Source organism: Halostella salina, assembly GCF_003675855.1.
GTDB classification, from domain to species: Archaea; Halobacteriota; Halobacteria; order Halobacteriales; family Natronoarchaeaceae; genus Halostella; species Halostella salina.
In genome coordinates, this window is the sequence record NZ_RCIH01000005.1 from 243,029 (window position 1) to 266,081 (window position 23,053).

Genomic DNA, 23,053 nt, shown 5'->3' on the forward strand with positions numbered 1-23,053 from the left:
ATGGGGACAGTGACTGGGGCGGACGGTCCGACGAACCGTTCGACCGTCGGCGGGTAGCGCTGCTCGAAACAGCGCACCGGGGTTTTTGTCCCGGCTCCGACAAGCGCCCCTAAACGATGGTTCAGGGAATGGTCGAAAAGCTCGCGATCTCCGGGTTCAGCGCCGTCTTCGTTGTCGTCGGTCTCTACGTGCTGAACAGGGGTCGAGTAGCGCGTGCACGGAGCCAGCGGATCGCCGAGACCGAGACGACGCCGGTTCGGGAACTCCAGCCGGGGACGGCCGAGGTGAAAGGCGTCGCACAGCCGGCCGAGGACGGGAACACACTGGAGTCGCCGATCACGAACCAGGAGGCGGTCGCCACCTACGTCGAGACCGAGGAGTGGGAGAGCAGCGGCGAGGGTGGCGGCAACTGGCGGACGAAACACGAGCGGTCGAGCGCCGTCCCGATGCTCGTCGACGACGGGACCGGGGAGGTGCTGGTCGAACTGCCCGCGGACGGCGACCTGGACGTCGAGGAGCAGCAGTGGAAGGTCGGCAGCGGCGACGAACCGCCCGAGCAGATCAAACGGTATCTCGAAACCGAGGCCGAAGTCGACGAGGCATCGCGGAAGGAGTTCGGGCCGCTGAGCTTCGGCGAACGCCGGCGCTACTCCGAGGGAGTGATCGAACCGGGCGAGGAGGTGTACGTGCTAGGGACCGCGCGTGAGGAGCAGGGCGACTGGGGTGAGCGCAACTTCGCGATCGATGCGCCGACCGAATCCGGCGACTTCATCCTCTCGGACAAGTCCGAGGCGGAACTGATCAAGGAGGGCAAGCGGGGTGGCCTCGTCTATCTCCTGTTCGGCGGGGTTCTCACGGCCGTCGGACTCTTCGTGATGGCCATTCCGTGGGTGGGTGCCTGAGCGTGGGCAGGCGGAATCGCTGCGGTCGCCGCCGACATCGCGGTCGGCCCCGGAAATCTCACCACTCCGCGTAGGTGAGATACTCGCCGCCGTCGTACGCCACGAGCCACGTTCCGTGAAAATCGGCCTCGTGCAGCCCCTCGTGGTCCCGGATGCGGTCGACCACCGACCGGAACGCATCGCTGTCCTCGAAATGGCCGCCGTCGATCGCTTCCTCGACGACGGACCGCTCGGCGTCGGACAGGCCCGTGAGTTCGAACCGGTACCGGTCCCGCATCTGGTCGGCGAACGTCTCCAGGTCGGGTGCGACCTGCGTCACCTCGTAGCGATACTCGGCCTCGTTCGCTTCCCGGGAGTCGACGCCGATCCGGTATCGCTCCCCGTCGTGAACGACGATGTCGTACTGCTGGTCCGGGACGAACACCGACTCGTTCCCCACCTCCTCGGCGGTTCCATACGTGACGCCGACGTCGTACTCCCCGCCGCTCGACGGGGGATCCTCCGAAAACACGATGTCGAGGCGCTCCCGGTCCACGGCCGGGAGGTCATCGTACCGGACCTCGCCGCGGTCCGGCGTGGTGTCGTCCGGGTCGACGTCGACGAGCACCTCGTACACCGTCACCTCCCCGCTCCGGAGTCGGGTCTCCGTAACGGTGTAGACGGCGTCGTCGATCCGGACGGTGTCCGTGCGGTCGAACAGTTCGTACCGCCCGCTCCGTGTCGCCGAGCCGTTCTCGATGGCGGCCGTGACGACGGTGTGCTCCTCGGACCCCGGATCCGGGGAGGTCGACACCTCGTCGGCGATGTCGGCCGACGACGCCTCGTCCATGTCGAGCACGACTTCGGGGTGGGCACAGCCGGCGACGGTGAGGGAGCAGAGGGCGGCTCCGGCCGCGAGGAACTGGCGGCGTCGCATGGTCGGTTCGCCGGCGCGTCGGCATGAATGCTTTCTGTCTCGCGCGGGTCGGAGGCTCACTCGACGACGATAGCCCCCTTCATCCCGATCCCCTCGTGCGGAGCACAGACGTACAGGACGGTCCCGGCGTCGTCGAAGGTCTGCTCGAACGTGTGTCCCTCCTCGCTCGTCTGTTCGCTCTCGAACTCGGCACCGTGTCTGGCGACGACGTTGTGGGTGCTGCCCTGCCCGGTCCAGGTCCACGTGACCGTCGTGCCCTGGTCGACGCGGACCGCGGCGGGGCCGAACCCGTAGTAGGCACCGTTCGCCTCGACGCCGACGCTGACATCGACGGCGTCGGTCCCCGTCCGGTCCACGACGCCGTCGAAGTTGTCCGTCCCCGAGAGGAACTCCTCGACCGTCGGTCGGTCGTCGCCGCCCGCCTCGGTCGTCGGCGTCGCCGTCGTATCCGGTGACTCCGTCGTCGTCTCGGACGCCGCCGTGTCGTCGTCGCCCGACCCGTTGCCGAGACAGCCGGCGACGCTCCCGGCGAGCACGGCGCTTGCGGTCCGAACGACGGTGCGGCGACTGCGGAGTTTGCGCATCGTGGTAGCTCCGTGTCGGAGCACTCTAATATAAGTTGGGGGAGTTAGATGATAGTATGAGATCCGCCGGCTCCGCCGCGTTGAACGATGAAGCGGCGAGCGACGGAGCCACACGGTCCCGGAGTCACGACGACAGGACCCTGCGAGGACGGTCGATCCGCCGGACGGCTGGCTCGGCCGGGCGACGGGCGGCCGCACGGTCGCGACACCCTCGGTCCCGAACGGGGCGTCAGCACCGAACTCCGTTCGGAGTCGGATTTACATCTCTCCCAAATTTATAAGTCGGAGGTTATTCCATAATGTGGTAAGTCATGACAAACCAGAAGCTGCGGGAGCGGATCAGGGAGACGAGCAGGCGACGGTTCATCGCGGCGATGGGCGCGGCCGCAGGGACATCGCTCGCGGGCTGCAACTCGCCGGCGGGCGACGGGACGGACACGGCGACGGACACGAACACGACGGCGCCCCCGACGACGGACTCGACCACGACGAGCCAGCCCGAGCAGCAGGAGGACCCGCCGGAGCCGGGCGAACGGATCACGTCCGCCCGGCGCATCGGGCCGCGCGACGTCAGCGACTTCGGGTTCAAGGAGCTGTGGACCTACCGGAAGCGGCAGGCGGTCGAGGCGCTCGTCGCCGACCCCGAGGTCAACGACCTCGCCAGCGACTGGGTCGCCTCGTTCGAGGCGTACGACCCGCTGACGAACCGGCTCGACGCCATCAGCGTTCAGGGGACGACGGGGATGACCGTCGACGGCGGGCGCGAGTCGGGGACCTTCGAGGTGACGGCGACGGACCGGCAGGTGGCCTACGGGCTCGTCGACCGCCGGACGGACGAACTGATCGGCCTCCACATCACCGAACCGACCGACGTGACGTGGCAGCGGGGGGACTGGAACGAGACCCAGCGCGCCCGCCACGAGTTCGTCCTGAACAAGGACGAGGTGTGGCAGCATCTGGAGGGGAACGAGTGGTATCCGATGGTCAAGGCGGCCGAGATCATCACCGCGTACGAGGACTACCCGCACGGGGAGGTGTCGAACGTCATCTACTACGTGATGGACGGCGACCAGCTGAACGTCGTCAGCGGCTTCATCCACGTCGCCGGGGAGGAGCTCGAACTCCTCGACCTCAACGTCGTCGAGGACTTCGTCGAGCATCCGATCATGGAGATGGCCCGGGACACCGACCCGCCGGGGGAGTCCGTGCTCGGCGAGGTACCGATCCCGCCGATGCAACAGCGCCCGCAGATCACGGCCCCCAACGGCTACCACCGCATCGAGGAGCCGTCCGAGACCATCGAGCAGGACGGCTGGACGGTCGAGTGGTCGGGCCCCCGGACCGTCGGGGCCGAGGTGAGCGCCAGCTTCAACGGAACGCCGGTGTTCTCCCTCACCGCGCCCTTTAGCACGTCGACGGGGTACGACCTGCCCGAGCGGAACGGCCGCAACACCCGGGAGTTCATGTTCCCGACCGACGAGCCGGTGTTCAGCGGCGAACTGCTGTTCTGGGACATCCACAGCCTCAACCTCGGCGGCCCGGGGATCCTCGGGAAGACGGAGTACCCGTCCGAGGCGGGCCGGCCCGGCGGGTTCAACCTCCGCACCCACTACCACACCGGCGCGGTCCAGAACGCCCGGGACTTCCACTCCGGGCACCGCTTCGCGCCGTACAACTACTACATCAACTACCAGTTCTACGAGGACGGCGTGTTCATGCCGGTCTGGATGCGTCAGGGGCCGGGGTACGTGACCGAGTTCTACTCCTACCGCGAGCGGGAGCACGACGGGCCCGCCCAGTACTACCTCGAGAACTGGGTGACGATGCCGACGCCCGGGACGACCGACGGCGTCGAGACGCGGGTGTTCGACGGCGACGAGTGGCAGACGCCCGAGTCCGAGTTCTACCTGCAGGGCGACGAGGAGACCGTCCTCCGGTTCACCAACCCCGACGGCCCCGAAACGATCGACGTGCCGCTCGACGACATGAAGGAGGCCGTCGTCGTCCGGCCGAAGGAGGGTGAGATCGGCGAGGCGCTGCGCGTCCTCGACCCGGAGGCGGAACTAGCGTTTTACCATCCTGCGCAGTACGTCGACGGCGGGTCCATCCAGGGCGAGAACGTCGTGTTCTGGCTGCTGATGGAGGGCCGGACCGACGAAGTCCCCCACTCCGCCGGCATGACGACGTACACCCAGATGGCGGAGTTCAACCTCAGCGGGTACTGACCCCGCGCCGGTCACCCGTCCAGGTCCATCGTGATCGTCTTGGTCTGGGTGTACTCGTGGAGCGTCTCCATCGCTCCCTCCCGACCGGTGCCCGACTGCTTGTAGCCGCCGAACGGCTGCCCCGGCGGGAGCCGGTTGAACGTGTTCACCCAGACGTTCCCGGCCTCCACGTCCCGGGCGATGCGGTTGGCGAAGGACAGGTCGTCTGTCACGACGCCCGCCGCGAGCCCGTAGTCCACGTCGTTGGCGCGTTCCACCATCGCGTCGTAGTCGTCCCACTCGACGACGACCTCGACGGGGCCGAATATCTCCTGCGTGACGACCGGGTTGTCCGGGTCCACGTCCGTGAGGACCGTCGGCTCAACGAAACAGCCCGACCCGAGCAGGCCCCCTTCGGGCGTGTTGCCGCCCCGGAGCACCGTCGCGTCCGACTCCCGTGCGAGTGCGATGTAGTGGAGTGTCTTCTCGACCTCGGCGCGGCTGACCTGCGGACCGAGGTCGGTCGACTCGTCGAGCGGGTCGCCCATCGTGAGGTCGTCGACCGCGTCGAGGAACGCGGGCACGAACGTCTCCGCGACCGACTCGTGGACGAACAGCCGCGTGCCGGCGCTGCAACACTCTCCGCCGTTGAAGAACATCGCGTCGACGGCGACCTCGGCGGCGCTCCCGGGGTCGGCGTCCGGCGCGATGACCAGCGGGCTCTTCCCGCCCAGTTCCAGCGTCAGGTCGGTGATCGAGTCCGCGGCCGCCCGCATGACGCCCTGACCGACCTCCGTCGAGCCGGTGAAGGCGACCTTCGGCACGTCCGGATGCGAGACGAGCGGCGCGCCCGTCTCCGGGCCGAACCCGAGGACGACGTTGACGACGCCGTCCGGGAGCAGGTCCTCGACCTCGTGGAGGTAGGTGACGACCGACGCCGGGGTCTGTTCGGCCGGCTTCAGCACGACGGCGTTGCCGGTCGCCAGCGCCGGCGCGAGCTTCCAGACCGCCAGCAACAGCGGGAAGTTCCACGGGACGACCTGCCCGACGACGCCGTACGGCTCCCGGATCGTCCGGACGTGTAGCTCGCCGTGGGGCACCGTCTTCCCCTCCAGGTTCCGGGCGGCCGCGGCGAAGTACCGCAGGTGCTCGACGGCGAGGTCGATGTCCTGGCGTGCCTCCGTGATGGGTTTCCCGTTGTCGAGCACCTCGATGCGGGCGAACATCTCGGCCCGCGCTTCGAGGCGGTCGGCCATCGCTCCGAGAAGCGCCTGTCTGTCGCCCGGCGTCGCCTCCCCCCACTCGCCCTCGAAGGCGGTCCACGCGGCGTCGACGGCGCGGTCGATATCGGCTTTCGTCCCCTCGTGTACGTCGACGAGTTCCTCGCCGGTCGTCGGGTTTATCGAGGGGAACGTGTCGTCGCCGTCCCCGCCGGTCCACTCCCCGCCGATCAGGTGTTCGAGCGGGCCGTCGGGCAGCAGTTCGGCCGCGAGGTCAGCGTGTCGCGTTTTCGTCCGCTCGCGTTCCGGGATCGGCTGTGATGTCATCCTGGGTGGTCGGTCACGGGTGGGGTCTCAGTTCGTGCCCCGTGCCGTCACTGGTTGACGGAGATCCAGTCGCCGTCCTGGACTTCCTTTGCTTCCTGTTCGCCTTCGTCGACGTACTGCTCGCCGCCCATGTCCGACAGCAGGTCGTCGAACACGGCCGCCGCCGTCTCGAACTTGTGGACCGTTGGAAACGCCGTCTTGTCTATCTGTGCGACGAAGTTCCCGTACTCCTTGACGAACTCGTGTCGCCACTCCTCGCTCTCCTCGGCCGACGCGAACTGCGCGACGAACTGCCACTCGTGGTAGTCGTCGGCGCTACAGAACAGCACGACGTGAGGGTCGTCGAGCAGCCGTTTGTAGCAGCCCTCCCAGTTCTCCTCGAAGTTCGAGTAGTGGAAGGCCACCTGGAACAGGTAGTACTCGAAGATGTTCCGGTTCGGGACCGCCTGCATCGAGAAGACGCCCTCGGCTCGCATCTCGTTCAGGATCTCGTTGACGCGGTTGTGGGAGAGCGAGATGTCGAACTCGGACTCCAGGATGTCCCGGAGCTCGCTGACAGGCTTCTCCGGGTACTTGACGCGCGCCTTCAGAATGGCGACGTCCCGGGGTGAGAGATCGAAGTCGAAGTCGTTTCCGCTGAACATCGTAATACGTTGCTTTCATCGTATGCTCGGTACTGATATAAAAGTTCCCAACGGGGCCGGATACCGCCGTCACGACGGCTCTCCGGCGCGTTGTCGGCCGGGGCGCGGCGATCGTGGCCGCCGATCCCACCGCCGCCTGCCGACTTTCGGGTGAGTGTTTCCCCTCGCCACGGCGCTCAGATGATAGTATAGCTCTCAATAGCCGTTGAGCAAAGAAATATAATATTTGTTCAATTAACTATATGGCTTGTCACGTTCCAAGGTACCGCTGCACACACCATGGGCACGACCAGTGACACGCCAGCGGAGACGGCGGACGCGATCGCGGAGCGACACCGCGAGGCCGCCGCGGACGTGGTACCGGACACGCTCGGACACTACATCGACGGGGCGTTCGTCCCCGGCGACGCCGACGAGCGCATCGAAACGCGGGACCCGACGACGGGCGAGGTGCTCGCGGCGGTCCCCGCCGGCAACGCGGCCGACATCGACCGCGCCGTCGCGGCGGCACGGGACGCGTTCGACGACGGGTGGGGGACCGCCTCGCCCGGGGAGCGACAGCGCGTCCTCTCGGAGATGGCCGCCGTCGTCGAAGACCATCAGGAGGAGCTCGCCACCCTCGAAGTGCTGGACACCGGGAAGACGATCACCGAGGCGATGGGCGACATGGGGCTGGTCGTCGACCACCTGACGTACTACGCCGCGGCCGCGCGGTCGGTCGAGGGCGACACCAGACAGACCAACGACCTGTTCGAGCGGGAGAAACAGGTGTTCACGGTCAAGGAGCCCTACGGCGTCGTCGGCGCGATCGTGCCGTGGAACTTCCCGCTGCTCATCGCGGTCTGGAAGCTCGGCCCCGCGCTGGCCGCGGGGAACACGGTCGTCCTCAAGCCGTCGGAGGAGACGCCGCTGTCCATCCTCCGGCTGATGGCCCTCGTCGACGACGTGGTCCCCGACGGCGTCGTCAACGTCGTCACGGGCTACGGCGAGGACGCGGGCGCGCCCCTCACGAAACACGAGGACGTGCCGAAGATCTCGTTTACCGGGTCCACCGAGGTCGGCCGGGAGATCATCCACAACTCCGCCGCCGACATCACGAAGACCACGCTGGAACTCGGCGGGAAGAGCCCGATCATCGTCTACCCGGACGCCGACATCGGGGAAGCGGTCGAGGCGGCGATGATGGCCATCTTCTTCAACAAGGGCGAGTGCTGTGCCGCCGGGTCCCGGCTGTTCGTCCACGAGGAGATCGAGGACCAGTTCCTCGACGCGTTCACCGAGGCCGCGGCCGGGATGACGGTCGGCGACCCGCTACTGGAGGGGACCGACATGGGCCCGAAGGTGTCGGGCGAACAGGTCGAGCGCACGCACGGCTACGTCGAGTCGGCCCGGGAGAGCGGCGCGACGGTCCGAACCGGCGGCGGGACGCCGGACGACGAGGCCCTGTCCGACGGCGCGTTCTACGAACCGACGATCATCGACGACATCGACCACGACCACCCCGCGGTGCAGGAGGAGATATTCGGGCCGGTCATCGAAACGTTCGCCTGGAGCGACGAAGCGACCGTGGTCGAGCGCGCCAACGACGTGGACTACGGGCTCGCCGCCGGCGTCATCGCCAGCGACATCACCCGGGCGCTGCGGACCGCGCGCCGCCTCGAAGCCGGCGTCGTCTGGGTGAACCACTACAACGACGTCTCCGCCGGCCAGCCGTTCGGCGGCTACAAGCAGTCCGGGAACGGCCGCGAGAACGCGGCCGAGGCCATCGACGAGTTCACGCAGACCAAGGCGATCAACGTGAACCTCGGGTAGCGACCGCGCCGCCGCTCAGGCCTGTGCCTGCCAGTCGCGGATCCGGTCGGCGCTGACGCCGTCCACGTCGGCGGCCACCTCGTCGGGGTCGGCGTCGGCCAGGTCGGCGATGCTCTCGACGCCGGCCTCGGCGAGTTTTTCGGCCGTTTTCGTCCCCACGCCGTCGAGCGCTTCGAGGTCCGAGCCGGAGTCGCTCTCGCGGGCCTGGTACTCCCGGTAGTTGCAGACGGGACAGCCGAGTTCCCACGGCTCGTCGCCGTTGTGGACGAGCAGTTCGGGCAGGTCGTGCTCCTCGCAGCGCCCGTCGGTGACCTCTATCTCGCCGCGGCGGGGCAGCGGCAGCGAATAGTCGCAGTCGGGGTAGCGCGTGCAGCCGACCAGCCGCGAGCCGTTGCGGAGCTGTTTGATCGTCAGCTCCCCGCCGTGCTCGTCGTGACAGGATGGACAGTCGCCGATGACCGGCCCTTCGCCGGCCTCGTCGGCCTTGCACTGCGGGCAGCCGTGGACGAACGTGCTCCGCCCGGCGAGCATCTTCACGTGGTGGAGGTCGTGGTCCTCGCAGACCTCGTCGAGGATGAGCGGCTTCCCCGTGTTCGGCAGGGGCAGCGTGTACTCGCAGTCCGGGTAGCCGTCGCAGCCGACGAACGCCGACCCCCGCGAACTCCGGCGGACGAGCAGGTCGTCGCCACAGTCGGGGCAGGGGCCGAGCCGCTTGTCGGCCTTCAGCGACTTCCGGAGGTGGTCGCCGACCTCCTCGCGGGAGTCGGTCAGCGACTCGAATACCGTCTCCAGCATCTCGCGGCTCTCCTCGGTCACGTCGTCGAGCGTCGCCTCGCCCTCCGCGATAGCGGTCATGTCCCGCTCCAGTTGCTTGGTCATCCCCTCGCTGACGACGCGGTCGGCGTACTCCTCGGCCGCCTCGACGACCGCCATCGCCAGTTGCGTCGGCCGGGGCGGGTCGTTCTCGACGTACCCGCGGTCGTACAGCTTCTCGACGGTGTTGTGGCGGGTCGACTTCGTCCCGATTCCCATCTCCTCCATGGTTTCGATGAGCCGGGACTGGCCGTAGCGCCGCGGCGGCTGGGTCTCCTTCTCCTCCAGGCGCACGTCTGTCACCGACAGCTCCTCGCCCTCGCTCACGTCGGGGACGTAGTTTTCGCTGGTCGAGAAGTACGGGTACACGTCGTGATACCCCGCCTCGACGAGGCGCTTGCCGTTTGCCTTCAGGGAGCAGTCGTCGACGCTCCCGACGACCTTGAGGTGCTCCCACTCCGCCGCCTCGGCGACGGTGGCGAAGAAGCGCCGGACGACGAGTTCGTACACTTCCCACTCGTCGTCGGAGAGTTCGCCCGCGCCGGGGAACTCGCCGGTCGGGTGGATCGGCGGGTGGTCGGTCGTCTCCTCGTCGCCCTCGGTCGGGTCGATCCCGTCGAGTTCGAGCAGGGCTTCGGCGTCCCCGCCGAACTCGCGGTGGCCGACGAACTCGTCGAGGAGGGTCTCCGGGTCGAGGTCCTCGGGGTACACCGTGTTGTCGGTCCGGGGGTAGGTGATGTAGCCCGCGGTGTAGAGGTCCTCCGCGATGCTCATCGCGCGCTGGGCGGAGTAACCGAGGCTCCCGGCCGCGCGGATGAACTGCGTGGTGTTGAACGGCGCTGGCGGCGCGTCGGTGCGGGTGCGGCGGTTGACCCGGTCGACCGTGACTGCACTCGCGTCCGCGAGGGTGGCGTACGCTTCCTCGGCAGCGTCCGCGTCCCAGACGCGTTCGGCCTCGTTGTCGTCCTCGTCGCGGTAGAAGTACTGGGCCTCGAAGGCGTCGTCCGTGCCGGCCTTCAGCAGGTCGGCGTAGATCTCCCGGTACTCCTCCGGGTCGAAGTCGCGGATCTCGCGCTCGCGGTCGACGATGAGCTTCAGCGTCGGGGACTGGACCCGGCCGACGCTGATGAAGTCGTCGCCCAGCTGGCCGGCCGACAGCGAGAGAAAGCGGGTGAGCGCCGCGCCCCACACGAGGTCGATGATCTGGCGGGCCTCACCGGCGGCCGCCAGGTCGAAGTCCAGCTCCTCCGGCTCGGCAAACGCGTCGCGCACCTCGTTGTCGGTGATCGAGGAGAAGCGAACGCGCTGGATCGGGACCTCGTCGTTGACCTCGCGGACGAGTTCGTACGCCTCCTTGCCGATGAGCTCACCCTCGCGGTCGTAGTCGGTGGCGATTGTGACGGCGTCGGCGTCCCGGGCCAGCAGGCGCAGCGTGCGAACGATGTTCTCCTGGGTCGGCCGCTTCTCGACCTCGGCGTCGACGAGCTCCACCGGCTCCACGTCGCGCCAGTCGCTGTACTCGTCGGGGAAGTCGACGCCGACGACGTGGCCGGAGAGACCGATACAGCGCTTCCCGCCCCAGCCGTACACGTTGACGCCGTTTCGCCGCTCGGCGTCGGCGCTCCCGCCGCTCAGGATGTCGGCGATCCGGCGCGCCGCGTTGTCCTTCTCGGTGATTATCAGTTCCACCGCGTCCCACCTCGGCGGCCGTCCGTAGCGGTCATCGGCGTGTGATAGGCCGACCCCAGCCCTAAACCTTTCGGGGCGAAAACGCACGACAGCGCGGGTGTACGGGCGTGTGCGCGGGCGGTGGAGTCCGTCGTAGGCGGCGGCTCAGTCGCCCTCGAACAGCGCGCCGAACAGCTCCGACTGGGCCAGCCGCAGGTGGTTGTGGAGGGTCGGCGACGCGATGTCGAGGGAGCCGGCCACCTCCTCGGCGGTCCGGTCGCGGGGCCACTCGAAGTAGCCCGAGCGATAGGCCGTCTCCAGAACGGCCCGCTGGCGCTCGGTCAGCAGGCCGAGCAGGTCGGTGGCGTCCCGACTCGGGTCCCGGTCGTCGCCGTCCGTCCCGCGATGCTCGCGCTGTGCCAGCAGCTCCATCCCGTCGAACTCCGCCGTCACTGCCTGTACGAGCGACCGCACGTCCGCCGTCGTCGGCAGTTCCACCGTGATCCGCGCGGTCCCGTTGGCCGCCGTCATCGACGCGACGCTCGCCCCGTACGACGCCAGCGTCGCGGCGACGGTGTCGTCCGTCGTGGCGAACTCGAAACAGCACCGGTCCCCGTGGTCCCGTACGAGCGTCGCGTCCTCGACGACGCTCGCCTCGGCCGCGGCGGCGCGGACGGCGTCCGGCGACCCGTCGTGGACGGTCACGTACACGAGGTCGGACCCGTCCGTGCGCGGCGTCATCCCGTCGAACACGATCCCCACGTCGGTTCCCGCGGTGACCCCGGTGAAGAAGTAGTCGTCGTCCGTCAGCCGGAACTCCAGTTCGGTCCGCTCGTCGGCCACCAGCGCCTCCTTTCGGTCGACGGCCGTCATCGCGTGCCCGATCATCCGCCCGAGTTCCTCCAGCACTGCGGTCTCGCGCTCGTCGAACGCCTCCGCCGCGTCCTCGTACAGCGCCACGACGCCGAACACGGTCTCGTCGTACTGGATCGGGACGACCGCCGCCGACCGGAGTCCGCAGGAAAGCGCGGCGTCCCGCCACGGTTCGAACCGTTCGTCGGCGGTGATGTCGTCGACCACCGTAACGGTGCGGTCGCGGACCGCCTGCCCGGCCGGCCCCCGGTCGGAGAGGCTCTCCGATACCGTCGAGGTGACCGCATCGAGATAGCCGTCGGCCGCGCCGGCCTGCACCCGCGGCACGACCGTGTTCCGCGCGAGGTTCTCCCGCCCGATCCAGGCGAAGGTGTATGGTCCGGACTCCGCAAGCCCGTCGCAGACCGCCCGCTCTATCTCCGTGCGCGACGCGGCGTCGACGAGAACGCGCGCCACCTCCCGGATGACCCGATTGATGCGGTCGAGTTCCGCCAGTTCGTCGCGCTGGCGCTCCAGCGTCGCCTCGCGCTCGCGCTGCTCCGTCACGTCCCGGACGATGGCGATGAACAGCCGTTCGTCGCCGCGGCGGGCCGCGTGGACGGAGACGGAGAGCGGGACCGTCCGGCCGTCGCGGTGGTGCCCGGAGACCGACGCGTCGACCCAGCCGCCGGTCGCACCGCCCGCGACGCACCGGGCGAACGAGTCGAGGAACGCCTCGCGGCGCTCGGGGCGGACCAGATCCGCGACGTCCGACCCCACGACCTCCGAGGGCTCGTAGCCGAAGACGCCCTCGACGGCCGCGTTCGCGAACCGCACCTCGGCGCGGTCGTCCACGACGAGGATCGGGTCCCGGCCCTGCCGGACCGTGCGGTCCAACAGCAGGTCCGCCAGCGGGGACTCGCCGGATTCCCCGCGGGCGAGTACGCCCGACACGCGGGCCGCCAGTGCGTCCGGCCCGTCCGCGACCCGGGCGTAGTCGGTCGGCGGGTCCGTCCCGATGTCGGGAACCGGTTCCGAGTCGACCAGCACGACCCCGGCGAGGTCCGGCCGGGTTTGCCGCGCCGCGTCGAGGAGTTCGACGCCGCTTCCGTCCGGTAGCGTGGCGTCGACGAGGAGGCAGTCGACCGTCCCGTCCGCCCCGTCGAGCACCGCGCTCCGGGAGTCGTCGTCCGGGTTCGCGAGAACGGCATCGGACTGCTCGGCGGCCGCCGCGACGATGTCCGTTCGGCCTCCGACGTAGAGGATGTGCGGCCGAGTCGACCGACTGTGAGGAGTTGCCAGGGACGACACGGGCACCCACGACTACGGGGAGGCACAAAAGCCCTGTGACGCAGGTGGTGGCGCGTGTCGCGCGGTCAGCCGTCGAGTTCCTCGCGGAGCAGTTCGTTGACCGTGCCGGGGTCGGCGCTGCCGCCGGTCTCCTGCATCACCTGCCCGACGAGGAAGTTGATCGCGCCGTCGTCGCCGCTGTGGTAGTCCTCGACTGCGTCGGGGTTGTCGTCGATCGCCGCGACGACAGCCTGCTGTACTTCGTCCTCGCCGGTTTTGCCGAGGCCCTCGTCCTCGACGACCGTATCGGGAGCCTCGCCCTCGTCCAGCATCCGACGGAGCACCGTCTCGCGGGCGTTCTTCGCGGTGATCTCGTCCTCGGCGACGAGTTCGACGAGGCGGTGGACCTCGTCGAGTCGGTCGTCGACGTCGGTGATCGCCATGTCCCGGTAGTTGAGTTCGCCGAGCAGGTTGTCCGCGACCCACGTCGCCGCGAGGTCGGGGTCGAACTCGCCCGCCAGGTCCTCGTAGAAGTCAGCGACCTGCTTCGTGGAGGTGAGCTTCGACGCCGCCTCCGCGCTCAGGTCGTACTCCTCGCGGAACCGCTCGCGGCGGGCGTCGGGCAGTTCGGGGATGGAGATGCGCTCCTTCCAGTCGGACACCCGGAGCGGCGGGAGGTCCTCCTCGCGGAAGTACCGGTAGTCCTTCTCCTCCTCCTTCGAGCGCATCGAGACGGTGACGCCGCGTGACTCGTCCCAGTGGCGCGTCTCCTGTGCGACCTCGCGGCCGCGCTTGACGGCGTTTTTCTGCCGGGTCTCCTCGTAGGCCAGCGCCTTCTCCGCGCCCTTGTGGCTGGTGATGTTCTTGACCTCGGTGCGGTTGGCGTCGTCGAGGGCGGCTTCCGGGATCGTCCCGTCGTCGTCGATTTCGTCGGCGGCAACGAGGCTCAGGTTGGCGTCGATGCGGAGGCTCCCATCGCGCGTGCTGTCGAACACGCCGAGGTACTCCAGCACCTCCTCCAGTTTGGCGAGGAACGACCGCACCTCGCCCGCGCTGCGGAAGTCCGGCTCGGTGACGATCTCCAGCAGCGGCGTCCCCGCGCGGTTGTAGTCGACCCGCGTGTGGTCGGCGGTGTCGATGCTGCCGCCGACGTGCTGGAGGCTCCCCGGGTCCTCCTCCAGATGGGCGCGCCGGATGCCGACCGTCCGGCGCTCGTCGCCGACGCTGAAGGTGAGTTCCCCGTCCTGACAGATCGGGTCGTCGTACTGCGTGATCTGGAAGTTCTTCGGCAGGTCGGGGTAGTAGTAGTTCTTCCGGTGGAACGCCGTCTCCTCGGGGATGTCGGCGTCGATGGCCTTCCCCACTTTCACGGCGGCCTCGACGGCCGCCTCGTTCAGCACCGGGAGCGCCCCCGGCAAGCCGAGACAGACGGGGCAGGTCCGCGAGTTCGGTTCGGCGTCCGCCGCGTCCGTCGAACAGCCACAGAAGATCTTCGTTGCCGTCTCCAGCTGGACGTGGACCTCCAGACCGATGACGGTCGCGAGGTCCGCCTGCTGGGCTGCCTGTGCGGTCATTACCGGTCGATTCGGCGCGGCCCGGTTAAAGGCTAACGGGACCGGACAGTGGCGGGATCGGAGCGCGGATCCGGCTGCCGTCCAAACCGGCAACCGTTTTGAGGCTGTCCCGAGCGCCCAACAGGTATGCACGAGATCACGAACAGCGGGTGGGTCGAGGTCGTTACCGGGTGTATGTTCTCCGGGAAGACCGAGGAGCTCCTCCGCAGGCTCCGCCGCGCCGAGATCGCCGGTCAGGAGGTCGCCGCGTTCAAGCCGGCGGTCGACGACCGGTACGGCGAGGCAACGGTCGGGAGTCACAACGGTCGGCAGTGGGACGCGACCATCGTCGAACCGGAAGACGAGGTCTGGGAGATCCCGGACCGGCTCAACGGCGAGGCGGTCGTCGCCATCGACGAGGCCAACTTCTTCACCGCGGAGCTGGTCGACGTCTGCGAGCACCTGGCGGACGACGACCGCCGCGTCATCGTCTCGGGCACCGACCAGACGTTCCGGGCCGAGCCGTTCGAGCCGCTGCCGCGCCTCATCACCCTCGCGGAGTACGTCGACAAGTACCAGGCGATCTGCACGCAGTGCGGCGAGCCGGCGACCCGAAACCAGCGACTCATCAACGGCGAGCCGGCACACGTCGACGACCCGACGATCATGGTCGGGGCCGACGAGTCCTACGAGGCGCGCTGTCGGAGCTGTCACACCCTCCGCACCGACTGAAACGGGCCGCTCGCGGCGTCGAGACACCTATCAGAAAGTATTTACATGTCTGACGCACGTTTATGGGTCAGGAAACGCGCCTGTACACGTATGACCGGCAACAGGGTCGAGGAACTCGAAGCGACGGTCGCCGAACTGGAGTCCACCGTCGACGGGCTCACCGAGGAACTGGTCGAGGCGAAGGAACGCATCCGCGTGCTGGAGTCGGAACTCGACGCCGAGACGCCGAGCCGAGCCGCCGAATCCCGCAACGCACCGGCGGAGGAGGCCGCCCCGGACGAAGTCGAGGAGGCGGCGTCCGAAGCGGCTAAGGCCGACGCCCCCGACGAGGGGGACGAGGACGCGGACGACTCCGACGAACTCGACGACATCATCGTCGCGTAGGGGGAGTCGCCCGCCCCACGAGCAACCCATGCATATCAAAGAGCTCGTCCTTGAGAACTTCAAGAGTTTCGGGCGGAAAACCCGAATCCCGTTTTACGAGGACTTCACGACCGTCAGCGGCCCGAACGGCTCCGGCAAGAGCAACATCATCGACGCGGTCCTGTTCGCGCTCGGCCTTGCGCGAGCGCGGGGCATCCGCGCCCAGAAGCTCACGGACCTGATCTACAACCCCGGCTACGAGGACGGCGAGTCGGCCGGGAGCGGTCCCCGCGAGGCCAGCGTCACCGTCATCCTCGACAACGAGGACCGCACCGTCGAGCGCGCGCAGGTCGTCAACGCCGCCGGCAGCGAGGACATCGGCGACGTGGACGAGATCACGATCAAGCGCCGCGTCAAGGAGACCGAGGACAACTACTACTCCTACTACTACCTCAACGGGCGCTCGGTCAACCTCTCGGACATCCAGAACCTGCTCGCCAGCGCCGGCGTGACGCCGGAGGGATACAACGTCGTCATGCAGGGCGACGTGACCGGCATCATCAACATGACGCCGGGCGAGCGCCGCGAGATCATCGACGAGATCGCCGGCGTCGCCGAGTTCGACGCGAAGAAGGCGGACGCCTTCGAGGAACTGGAGGTCGTCGAGGAGCGGATCGGCGAGACCGAGCTGCGCATCGAGGAGAAGGAGCAGCGCCTCGAACAGCTCGCCGACGAGCGCGAGGCGGCCCTGGAGTACCAGTCGCTCCGCGACGAGAAGGAGGAGTACGAGGGGTATCTCAAGGCGGCCGAACTGGAGGACAAGCGCGACGAGTTGGAGGAAACTCGCGAGGAGGTCGAGGCCCGCGAGGCCGAACTCGAGGAGCTACGCCGCGCGCTGGACGAGAAGCAGGGCGCGGTCGTCCGCCTGCAGGAGGACCTGGAGGACTTAAACGCCGAGATCGAGCGCAAGGGCGAGGACGAGCAGCTCCGGATCAAAGGCGAGATGGAGGAGATCAAAGGCGAGATCTCCCGCCTCGAAGACCGGATCGAGACGGCCGAGGAGGCCGTTGAGGACGCCGAGAACGAGCGGCGCGAGGCGTTCGTCGAGGTCGACCGGAAGCAGGAGCAGGTCGAGGACCTTGAGTCCGACATCCGCGAGACGAAACTGGAGAAATCGTCGGTCAAGGCCGACATCCAGGAGCGCGAGTCCGAGATCGAAACGCTCCAGGCCGAGATCGACGCCATTGACACCGAGTACGACGAAGTGAAGGCCGAACTGCAGGACCGGAAGGAGGCGCTTGAGGAACTCAAGACCGAGAAGAACGACCGCCAGCGCGAGCAGGACCGGCTGCTCGACGAGGCTCGCCGGCGCTCGAACGCGATCAGCGAGACCGAAGACGAGATCGACGCGGCGCGCGACCGGCTCCCCGAGCTACAGGCCGAACTGGAGGATCTGGAGGACGAACTCGCCAAGGCCCGCAAGAACGAGGAGAGCATCGCCGACGTCGTCGACGACCTCAAGCAGGAGAAACGCGAGCTCCAGGACGACATCGACGACGTGGAGGACCGCCTCCAGGCCAAGCAGCAGGAGTACGCCGAACTGGAGGCCAAGGCCGACGAGAGCGGCGACGCCTCCTACGGCCGGGCGGTGTCGACGATACTCAACGCCGACCGGGACGGCGTCCACGGCACCGTCGGTCAGCTGGGCGGCGTCGACGAGCGCTACGCGACGGCGTGCGAGACGGCGGCCGGCGGACGGCTGGCAAACGTGGTCGTCGACGACGACGGTGTCGGCCAGGACTGCATCGAGTACCTCAAGAGCCGGAATGCAGGGCGTGCAACCTTCCTCCCAATCACGGAAATGCACTCCCGTTCGCTCCCGTCGGCCCCGGACGACCCCGGCGTCGTCGGTTTCGCGTACAACCTGGTCGACTTCGCCGACGAGTACGCGGGGATCTTCTCCTACGTGCTCGGCGACACGCTCGTCGTCGAGGACATCGAGACGGCTCGCGAGTACATGGGCGACTACCGCCTCGTGACCCTCTCGGGCGAACTCGTCGAGAAGAGCGGCGCGATGACCGGCGGATCCAAGAGCGGTTCGCGCTACTCCTTCACGAAGACCGGGAAGGGACAGCTGGAGCGCGTCGCCGAGGCGATCACCGACCTGCAGGACGAGCGCGACTCGCTCCGCGACGACCTCTGGGATGTAGAGGAGCGCCTCGACGACGCCCGCGACCGGCAGACCGACGCCGCCGACCAGGTGCGGTCGATCGAGTCGGAGATCGAGTCGACCGAGGACGAGTACGAGCGCGTCGAGGACGAGATCGCGGACCTGGAGGACGAACTCGTCGACCTGCGCGAGGAGCGCGAGGCGGTCGACGACCGGATGGCCGAGATCGAGGGTGAGATCGAGGAGCTGGAGGGCGAGATCGCCGAGGCCGAGGACGAGATCGCCGACCTCGAATCCGAACTCGCCGACTCCCGGATCCCCGAACTCACCGCGGAGATCGAGGACCTGGAGGCCGAAATCGACGAACTGGAGGAGAAGCTCGGGGACTTAGACGCCGACCTCAACGAGTACCAGCTCGAGAAGCAGTACGCCGAGGAGTCGATCGAGGAGCTCCACGAGACGATCGAGGAAGCGCAGAACCGCAAGGCCGAGAAGGAGGCCGCGATCGAGGAGTACGAGGGCGAGATCGAGGAGAAGGAGGCCGAACTCGACGAGAAGCGCGACGCCGTCGCGGAGCTCGAAGCGGAACTCGCGGAGCTGAAGGAGGACCGCGAGGAGCTGAAAGCCGACCTCCGCGAGGCCCGCGAGGCCCGCGACGAGCAGAAGGAGAAGGTCGACGGCGTCGAGACGACGCTGTCGGACCTCCGGGAGCGCGCGGAGCAGCTGGAGTGGGAGATCGAGGAGCTAGAGGCGGAAGTCGACGAGTACGACCCCGAGGCGGTGCCCGACCACGACGAGGTCGAGGCGAACATCGCCCGGCTCGAAACCGAGATGGAGAAGCTGGAGCCGGTCAACATGCTCGCCATCGAGGAGTACGACGACGTGGAGGAGGACCTCGACGAACTGAAGGATGGCCGGGCGACGCTGGTCGAGGAGCGGGACGGCATCCGCGAGCGCATCGACTCCTACGAGGCCCAGAAGAAGGCGACGTTCATGGACGCGTTCGAGGACATCAACGAGCAGTTCGAGGACATCTTCGCCCGGCTCTCCTCCGGGACGGGGACGCTCCACCTGGAGAACGAGGACGACCCGTTCGACGGCGGGCTGACGATGAAGGCCCAGCCGGCCGACAAGCCGATCCAGCGGCTCGACGCGATGTCCGGCGGCGAGAAGTCGCTGACCGCGCTCGCGTTCATCTTCGCCATCCAGCGCCACAACCCCGCGCCGTTCTACGCGCTGGACGAGGTCGACGCGTTCCTCGACGCCGCCAACGCCGAACGCGTCGGCGAGATGGTCGACGAACTCGCGGGCGAGGCGCAGTTCATCGTCGTGTCGCACCGCTCGGCGATGCTGGACCGCTCCGAGCGCGCCATCGGCGTGACGATGCAGAACGACAACATCAGCGCCGTGACGGGCATCGACCTGAGCGAGGGGGTGCCAGCGGATGACTGACGACGCCGGCCTCGAACTGGAGCGGGACGACGAGGCCGGGACGGAGTCCGACGGCGAGGTCCCGCTGGACATCGCCGGCCACGAAGACCGTGAGCCGCCCGGGTCGAACGATGCTGACGGTGACGCCGTCCCTGACGACGGGAACGCTACGGCGCCCGACGAGAACGGCGACGACCCGGGAGCGGTCGACGACCTCGTCCCGGACGGGGCGGCCGACGATGACGAGGACGAGGTCGAGCCGGTCGAACTGCTCGTCCAGCTCGCCAAGGACGGGGAGATCGACCCATGGGACATCGACATCGTCGCGGTGACGGACAAGTTCCTCGACCGGCTCGACGAGGTCGATCTGCGAACGTCCGGGCGCGCGCTGTTCTACGCGAGCGTCCTCCTGCGGATGAAAGGCGACGACTTGCTCGCCGAGGACGAGCCGGAGGACGAGGAGCCGGAGCCGTGGGAGGAACCGCTCGACGGCGGCGAGACTCCGCCGCCGGACCACGACCCTGTCGAGGGGTTAGAGCGCGAGATGGAGCGCCGGCTGGACCGCAAACACGCCCGCGGGACGCCCGAGACGCTCGACGAACTCGTCCGGGAACTCCGCGAGGCCGAGCGCGAGTCCTGGTGGAAGGAGTCCCGGGAGTACGACACCAGCGACTCGCCGGCGGGCTTCCAGCGCGGCACGCAGACGCTCGACTACCGCTCGGGCGACGACATGCGCGTCGACGATGAGCCGACCCAGGACGACGTCACGAGCAACACCCACGAGGAGGACATCGAGACGGTGATAGAGGACGTTCGCGCGACCCTGACCGAGCAGTACGAGGCGGGCCGCGACGAAGTGCTGTACGCCGAGATCCAGTCGGCGGGCGGCTCCCGTGTGAAGACGTTCCTGGCGCTGCTGTTCCTCTCGAACCGCGGGCAGGTCCACCTGCAGCAGGACGAACTGTTCGGCGACCTCTGGGTACAGGAGCCAAGTAGCGGCGCGGCGTCGGACGGGGCGCTCGCGGACTGATCAGGCCCTCCGCCTGTGGACCCTGCGCTACGCGGGTCGGTACGCGCCGGACTCCTTCCTGACGAGCCCGCGACTGGAAAGCGTGTCGAGGATGCTGAACAGCGTGATCTTCTCCAGTCCCAGTTCGTCGCGGAGCCGTTCGATGCTCGCCTCGCCGCGCGTCGTGAGATACAGGTACACCAGCTTTGCGCGGGGCGAATCGAGGTCGCCCGGCAGCGGTTCGTCGTGTTCGCGGACGCGTGTAGCCATCGTACCACGTTCAATCTTTTCGACGATATTAAAACTACGCTACGACGATCGTCGAACAATCTGCGGTAGCGGTGCAGTCGGCACGAACCAACCGGCGGGCTGGCGTCGTCTCTCCCGGGTTCGCGGCTGTCGACGGCGGAGCGCGTTCGATGGCCGTCGATTCCGGTAACCGATCATGAGGGTTCCGTTGTTCGACTCGTTCCCCGACCGGCTGCAGCAACGGCTCGGCGACGGAGCGCCTCCCAGAAGCATATCGTGGAGTGGAAGGGGCGGGATTTGAACCACGCGAAGCCTTTGAAATCCGCGACGACGGGCAGGATCCGCCGACGCGGCGCGCTCTACCACTGAGCCACCCTTCCTCGACGGCGCTACGACGCGGGCGAACAAAGAGGTGACGCCTGGGTCGTGCCCGACGCCGCCGACCGTCCGGCCGTCAGTAGCTCCGGACTTTCGGCTCGTACGTCTTGTTCTCGCCTTCGAGGATGACGGGCTTGTAGAACAGTTCGGGGTCCCCGTCGTTCCAGCGCAGCAGGGTGTGCTTGAGCCACTCGTCGTCGCGGCGCTCCTGGTACTCCTGTCGCCAGTGCGCCCCGCGGAACTCGTCGCGGGCCAGCGCGCCGAGCGTGATGGCCTCGGCGAGGTCGATGAGGTTCCGCGTCTCGATGGTGTGGATGAGGTCCGTGTTGAACGTCCGCGAGGGGTCGTCGACGTACACGTCCTGGTAGCGCTCGCGGGCCTCGCGGATGTCCCGCAGGGCCTGCTTCAGGCCGTCCTCGTTGCGGAACACGTTGACGTTCTGTGTCATCGAGTCCTGCAGGTCCTCGCGGATGGCGGCGTGCTGAAGCCCCTCGTCCTTTTCGAGCAGGCGCTCGACGCGCTCCTGCTCCGTCTCGACGGCCTCCTCGACGACGGCCGTCGGGTCGGCGAGCGCGCCGCCGCTCCCGTCGGCGGCCACGTCGTCGCTCGTCGTCGGCACCGCGCCGGGTTCGACTGGCGTGTCGACCTCGCCGGGTTCGGCGTCCTCGCTGTAGCCCGTCGTGATCTCCGCTTCCTTCATGTCCTTGCCGGCGGCGTGGTGGCCGGCGCGCTTGCCGAACACGATGAGTTCGGGCAGGGCGTTGCCGCCCAGGCGGTTCGAGCCGTGGACGGAGACGCAGGCGCACTCGCCGGCGGCGTACAGCCCCTCGATGCAGGTCTCGCCGTTCTCGTCGGTCTCGATGCCGCCCATCTCGTAGTGCTGGCCGGGCTTGACCGGCATCGGCTCGACGAGGCCGTCGACGCCCTCGAAGTCCTCGGCGAGGTGGAGGATGTTCTCCAGTCGGTCGAGGATGCGCTCCTCGCCGAGGTGGCGCATGTCGAGGTGGACGTACTCGTCGTCGATCCCGCGGCCCTCGTTGACCTCGGTGAGTTCGGCCCGCGAGACCACGTCGCGGGAGGCGAGTTCGCCCTCGTTGTTTGCGTAGCCGTGTTCGAACATGAACCGCTCGCCCTCGGCGTTGTAGAGGATGCCCCCCTCGCCGCGGACGCCCTCGCTGATGAGGACGCCGGTCGACGGGAGCGTCGTCGGGTGGAACTGGACGAACTCCATGTCCTCCAGCGGGACGCCGGCGCGGTAGGCCATCGCGTAGCCGTCGCCGGTGTTGGCCACGGCGTTCGTGGTGTGCTCGAACACCTGGCCGGGGCCGCCGGTTGCGAGGATGACTCCCCTGTTCGCCTTGAAGCCCTCGACCTCGCCGGTCTTCACGTCGTAGGCGACGACGCCGTGGCACTGCCGGTCGGAGGGGTCCTCGTGGTCGGTGACGGCGAGTTCGGAGACGAACCACTCGTCGTACACCTGAATGCCGTGTTTGACCGCCTGCTGGTACATCGTGTGCAGCAGATGGTGGCCGGTTTCCGCGCCGGCGTAGGTCGTCCGCGGGAATGAGAGACCGCCGAACGGGCGCTGGGAGACGCGGCCGTCGTCCTCGCGGGAGAACGGCATTCCCCAGTGTTCGAGGTTGATGACCTCCTCGGGCGCGTCCTTGGCCAGCGTCTCGATGGCCGGCGCGTCGCCGAGGTAGTCCGACCCCTTCATCGTGTCGTAGGCGTGCATCTCCCAGGAGTCCCCCTCCCGGAGCGCGGCGTTGATGCCGCCCTCGGCCGCCCCGGTGTGGCTTCGCACCGGGTGGAGTTTCGAGACGATCGCCGTGTCCGCTCCTTCCTCGCTCGCTGCGATCGCGGCCCGGAGGCCCGCACCGCCGCCGCCGACCACGATCACGTCGTGTTCGTGCATAGTGTGTGGTTAGTGTCGGAG

The 23,053-nt window shown here is 68.2% G+C and carries 16 protein-coding genes and 1 tRNA gene; 7 read left to right on the forward strand and 10 right to left on the reverse strand.

Going from position 1 to position 23,053, the window contains the following annotated elements:
- Positions 1-116 precede the first annotated feature (116 nt).
- On the forward strand, positions 117-902 hold the full coding sequence (locus tag D8896_RS11805) for a GIDE domain-containing protein (protein ID WP_121822303.1): 786 nt from the start codon (positions 117-119) through the stop codon (positions 900-902).
- A 58-nt stretch (positions 903-960) separates the two neighbouring features.
- Here D8896_RS11805 and D8896_RS11810 read toward each other — a convergent pair whose 3' ends face one another.
- Both D8896_RS11810 and D8896_RS11815 read right to left on the reverse strand, forming a co-directional pair.
- The gene (locus tag D8896_RS11810) at positions 961-1,818 is read right to left on the reverse strand and encodes a hypothetical protein (protein WP_121822304.1); all 858 of its coding nucleotides are present in this window, start codon (positions 1,816-1,818) and stop codon (positions 961-963) included.
- A 56-nt stretch (positions 1,819-1,874) separates the two neighbouring features.
- Positions 1,875-2,402 carry a halocyanin domain-containing protein gene (locus D8896_RS11815; protein ID WP_121822305.1) on the reverse strand — a complete coding sequence of 176 codons (528 nt, stop codon included), beginning with the start codon at positions 2,400-2,402 and terminating at the stop codon, positions 1,875-1,877.
- 311 nt (positions 2,403-2,713) lie between these two features.
- Between D8896_RS11815 and D8896_RS11820 the strand changes: the two genes are divergently transcribed.
- Positions 2,714-4,627, forward strand: a complete 1,914-nt coding sequence (locus D8896_RS11820) for a hypothetical protein (protein WP_121822306.1) — start codon at positions 2,714-2,716, stop codon at positions 4,625-4,627.
- 11 nt (positions 4,628-4,638) lie between these two features.
- On the opposite strand, the gene D8896_RS11825 is transcribed toward D8896_RS11820, so the two are convergent.
- Both D8896_RS11825 and D8896_RS11830 read right to left on the reverse strand, forming a co-directional pair.
- Positions 4,639-6,153 carry an aldehyde dehydrogenase family protein gene (locus D8896_RS11825; RefSeq protein ID WP_121822307.1) on the reverse strand — a complete coding sequence of 505 codons (1,515 nt, stop codon included), beginning with the start codon at positions 6,151-6,153 and terminating at the stop codon, positions 4,639-4,641.
- A gap of 47 nt (positions 6,154-6,200) precedes the next feature.
- Positions 6,201-6,797: a helix-turn-helix domain-containing protein gene (locus D8896_RS11830; protein ID WP_121822308.1), complete on the reverse strand. Its 597-nt coding sequence runs from the start codon at positions 6,795-6,797 to the stop codon at positions 6,201-6,203.
- 279 nt (positions 6,798-7,076) lie between these two features.
- On the opposite strand from D8896_RS11830, the gene D8896_RS11835 reads away from it, so the two are divergent.
- A complete protein-coding gene (locus tag D8896_RS11835) occupies positions 7,077-8,609 on the forward strand; it encodes an aldehyde dehydrogenase family protein (protein ID WP_121822309.1) in 1,533 nt (510 codons plus the stop codon).
- A 15-nt stretch (positions 8,610-8,624) separates the two neighbouring features.
- Here D8896_RS11835 and D8896_RS11840 read toward each other — a convergent pair whose 3' ends face one another.
- The 3 genes from D8896_RS11840 to gatB form a co-directional block, all read right to left on the reverse strand.
- Positions 8,625-11,111, reverse strand: a complete 2,487-nt coding sequence (locus tag D8896_RS11840) for a DNA topoisomerase I (protein ID WP_121822310.1) — start codon at positions 11,109-11,111, stop codon at positions 8,625-8,627.
- 144 nt (positions 11,112-11,255) lie between these two features.
- A complete protein-coding gene (locus D8896_RS11845) occupies positions 11,256-13,253 on the reverse strand; it encodes a bacterio-opsin activator domain-containing protein (protein ID WP_121822311.1) in 1,998 nt (665 codons plus the stop codon).
- Between the two features lie 65 nt (positions 13,254-13,318).
- Positions 13,319-14,806 (reverse strand): Asp-tRNA(Asn)/Glu-tRNA(Gln) amidotransferase subunit GatB, encoded by a 1,488-nt coding sequence (gatB, locus tag D8896_RS11850; protein WP_121822312.1) that lies wholly within the window; start codon positions 14,804-14,806, stop codon positions 13,319-13,321.
- A 126-nt stretch (positions 14,807-14,932) separates the two neighbouring features.
- Between gatB and D8896_RS11855 the strand changes: the two genes are divergently transcribed.
- The 4 genes from D8896_RS11855 (at position 14,933) to D8896_RS11870 (ending at position 20,511) form a co-directional block, all read left to right on the forward strand.
- Entirely contained in the window at positions 14,933-15,517 is a 585-nt protein-coding gene (locus D8896_RS11855; RefSeq protein WP_121822313.1) for a thymidine kinase, read from the forward strand.
- A 90-nt stretch (positions 15,518-15,607) separates the two neighbouring features.
- Positions 15,608-15,901, forward strand: coding sequence for a DUF7518 family protein (locus D8896_RS11860; RefSeq protein WP_121822314.1), 294 nt, complete (start codon positions 15,608-15,610; stop codon positions 15,899-15,901).
- A 28-nt stretch (positions 15,902-15,929) separates the two neighbouring features.
- Positions 15,930-19,502: a chromosome segregation protein SMC gene (gene smc / locus D8896_RS11865; RefSeq protein WP_121822315.1), complete on the forward strand. Its 3,573-nt coding sequence runs from the start codon at positions 15,930-15,932 to the stop codon at positions 19,500-19,502.
- A complete protein-coding gene (locus tag D8896_RS11870; RefSeq protein ID WP_121822316.1) occupies positions 19,495-20,511 on the forward strand; it encodes a segregation and condensation protein A in 1,017 nt (338 codons plus the stop codon). The genes smc and D8896_RS11870 overlap by 8 nt, the downstream gene beginning before the upstream one ends.
- Before the next feature lie 27 nt (positions 20,512-20,538).
- On the opposite strand, the gene D8896_RS11875 is transcribed toward D8896_RS11870, so the two are convergent.
- The 3 genes from D8896_RS11875 to D8896_RS11885 all read right to left on the reverse strand — a co-directional run bounded on the left by D8896_RS11875 (position 20,539) and on the right by D8896_RS11885 (position 23,032).
- Positions 20,539-20,760, reverse strand: a complete 222-nt coding sequence (locus tag D8896_RS11875) for a TrmB family transcriptional regulator (protein ID WP_121822317.1) — start codon at positions 20,758-20,760, stop codon at positions 20,539-20,541.
- Between the two features lie 261 nt (positions 20,761-21,021).
- Positions 21,022-21,119 (reverse strand) — tRNA-OTHER (locus D8896_RS11880).
- A 74-nt stretch (positions 21,120-21,193) separates the two neighbouring features.
- Positions 21,194-23,032 carry an FAD-binding protein gene (locus D8896_RS11885; protein ID WP_121822318.1) on the reverse strand — a complete coding sequence of 613 codons (1,839 nt, stop codon included), beginning with the start codon at positions 23,030-23,032 and terminating at the stop codon, positions 21,194-21,196.
- Positions 23,033-23,053 lie beyond the last annotated feature (21 nt).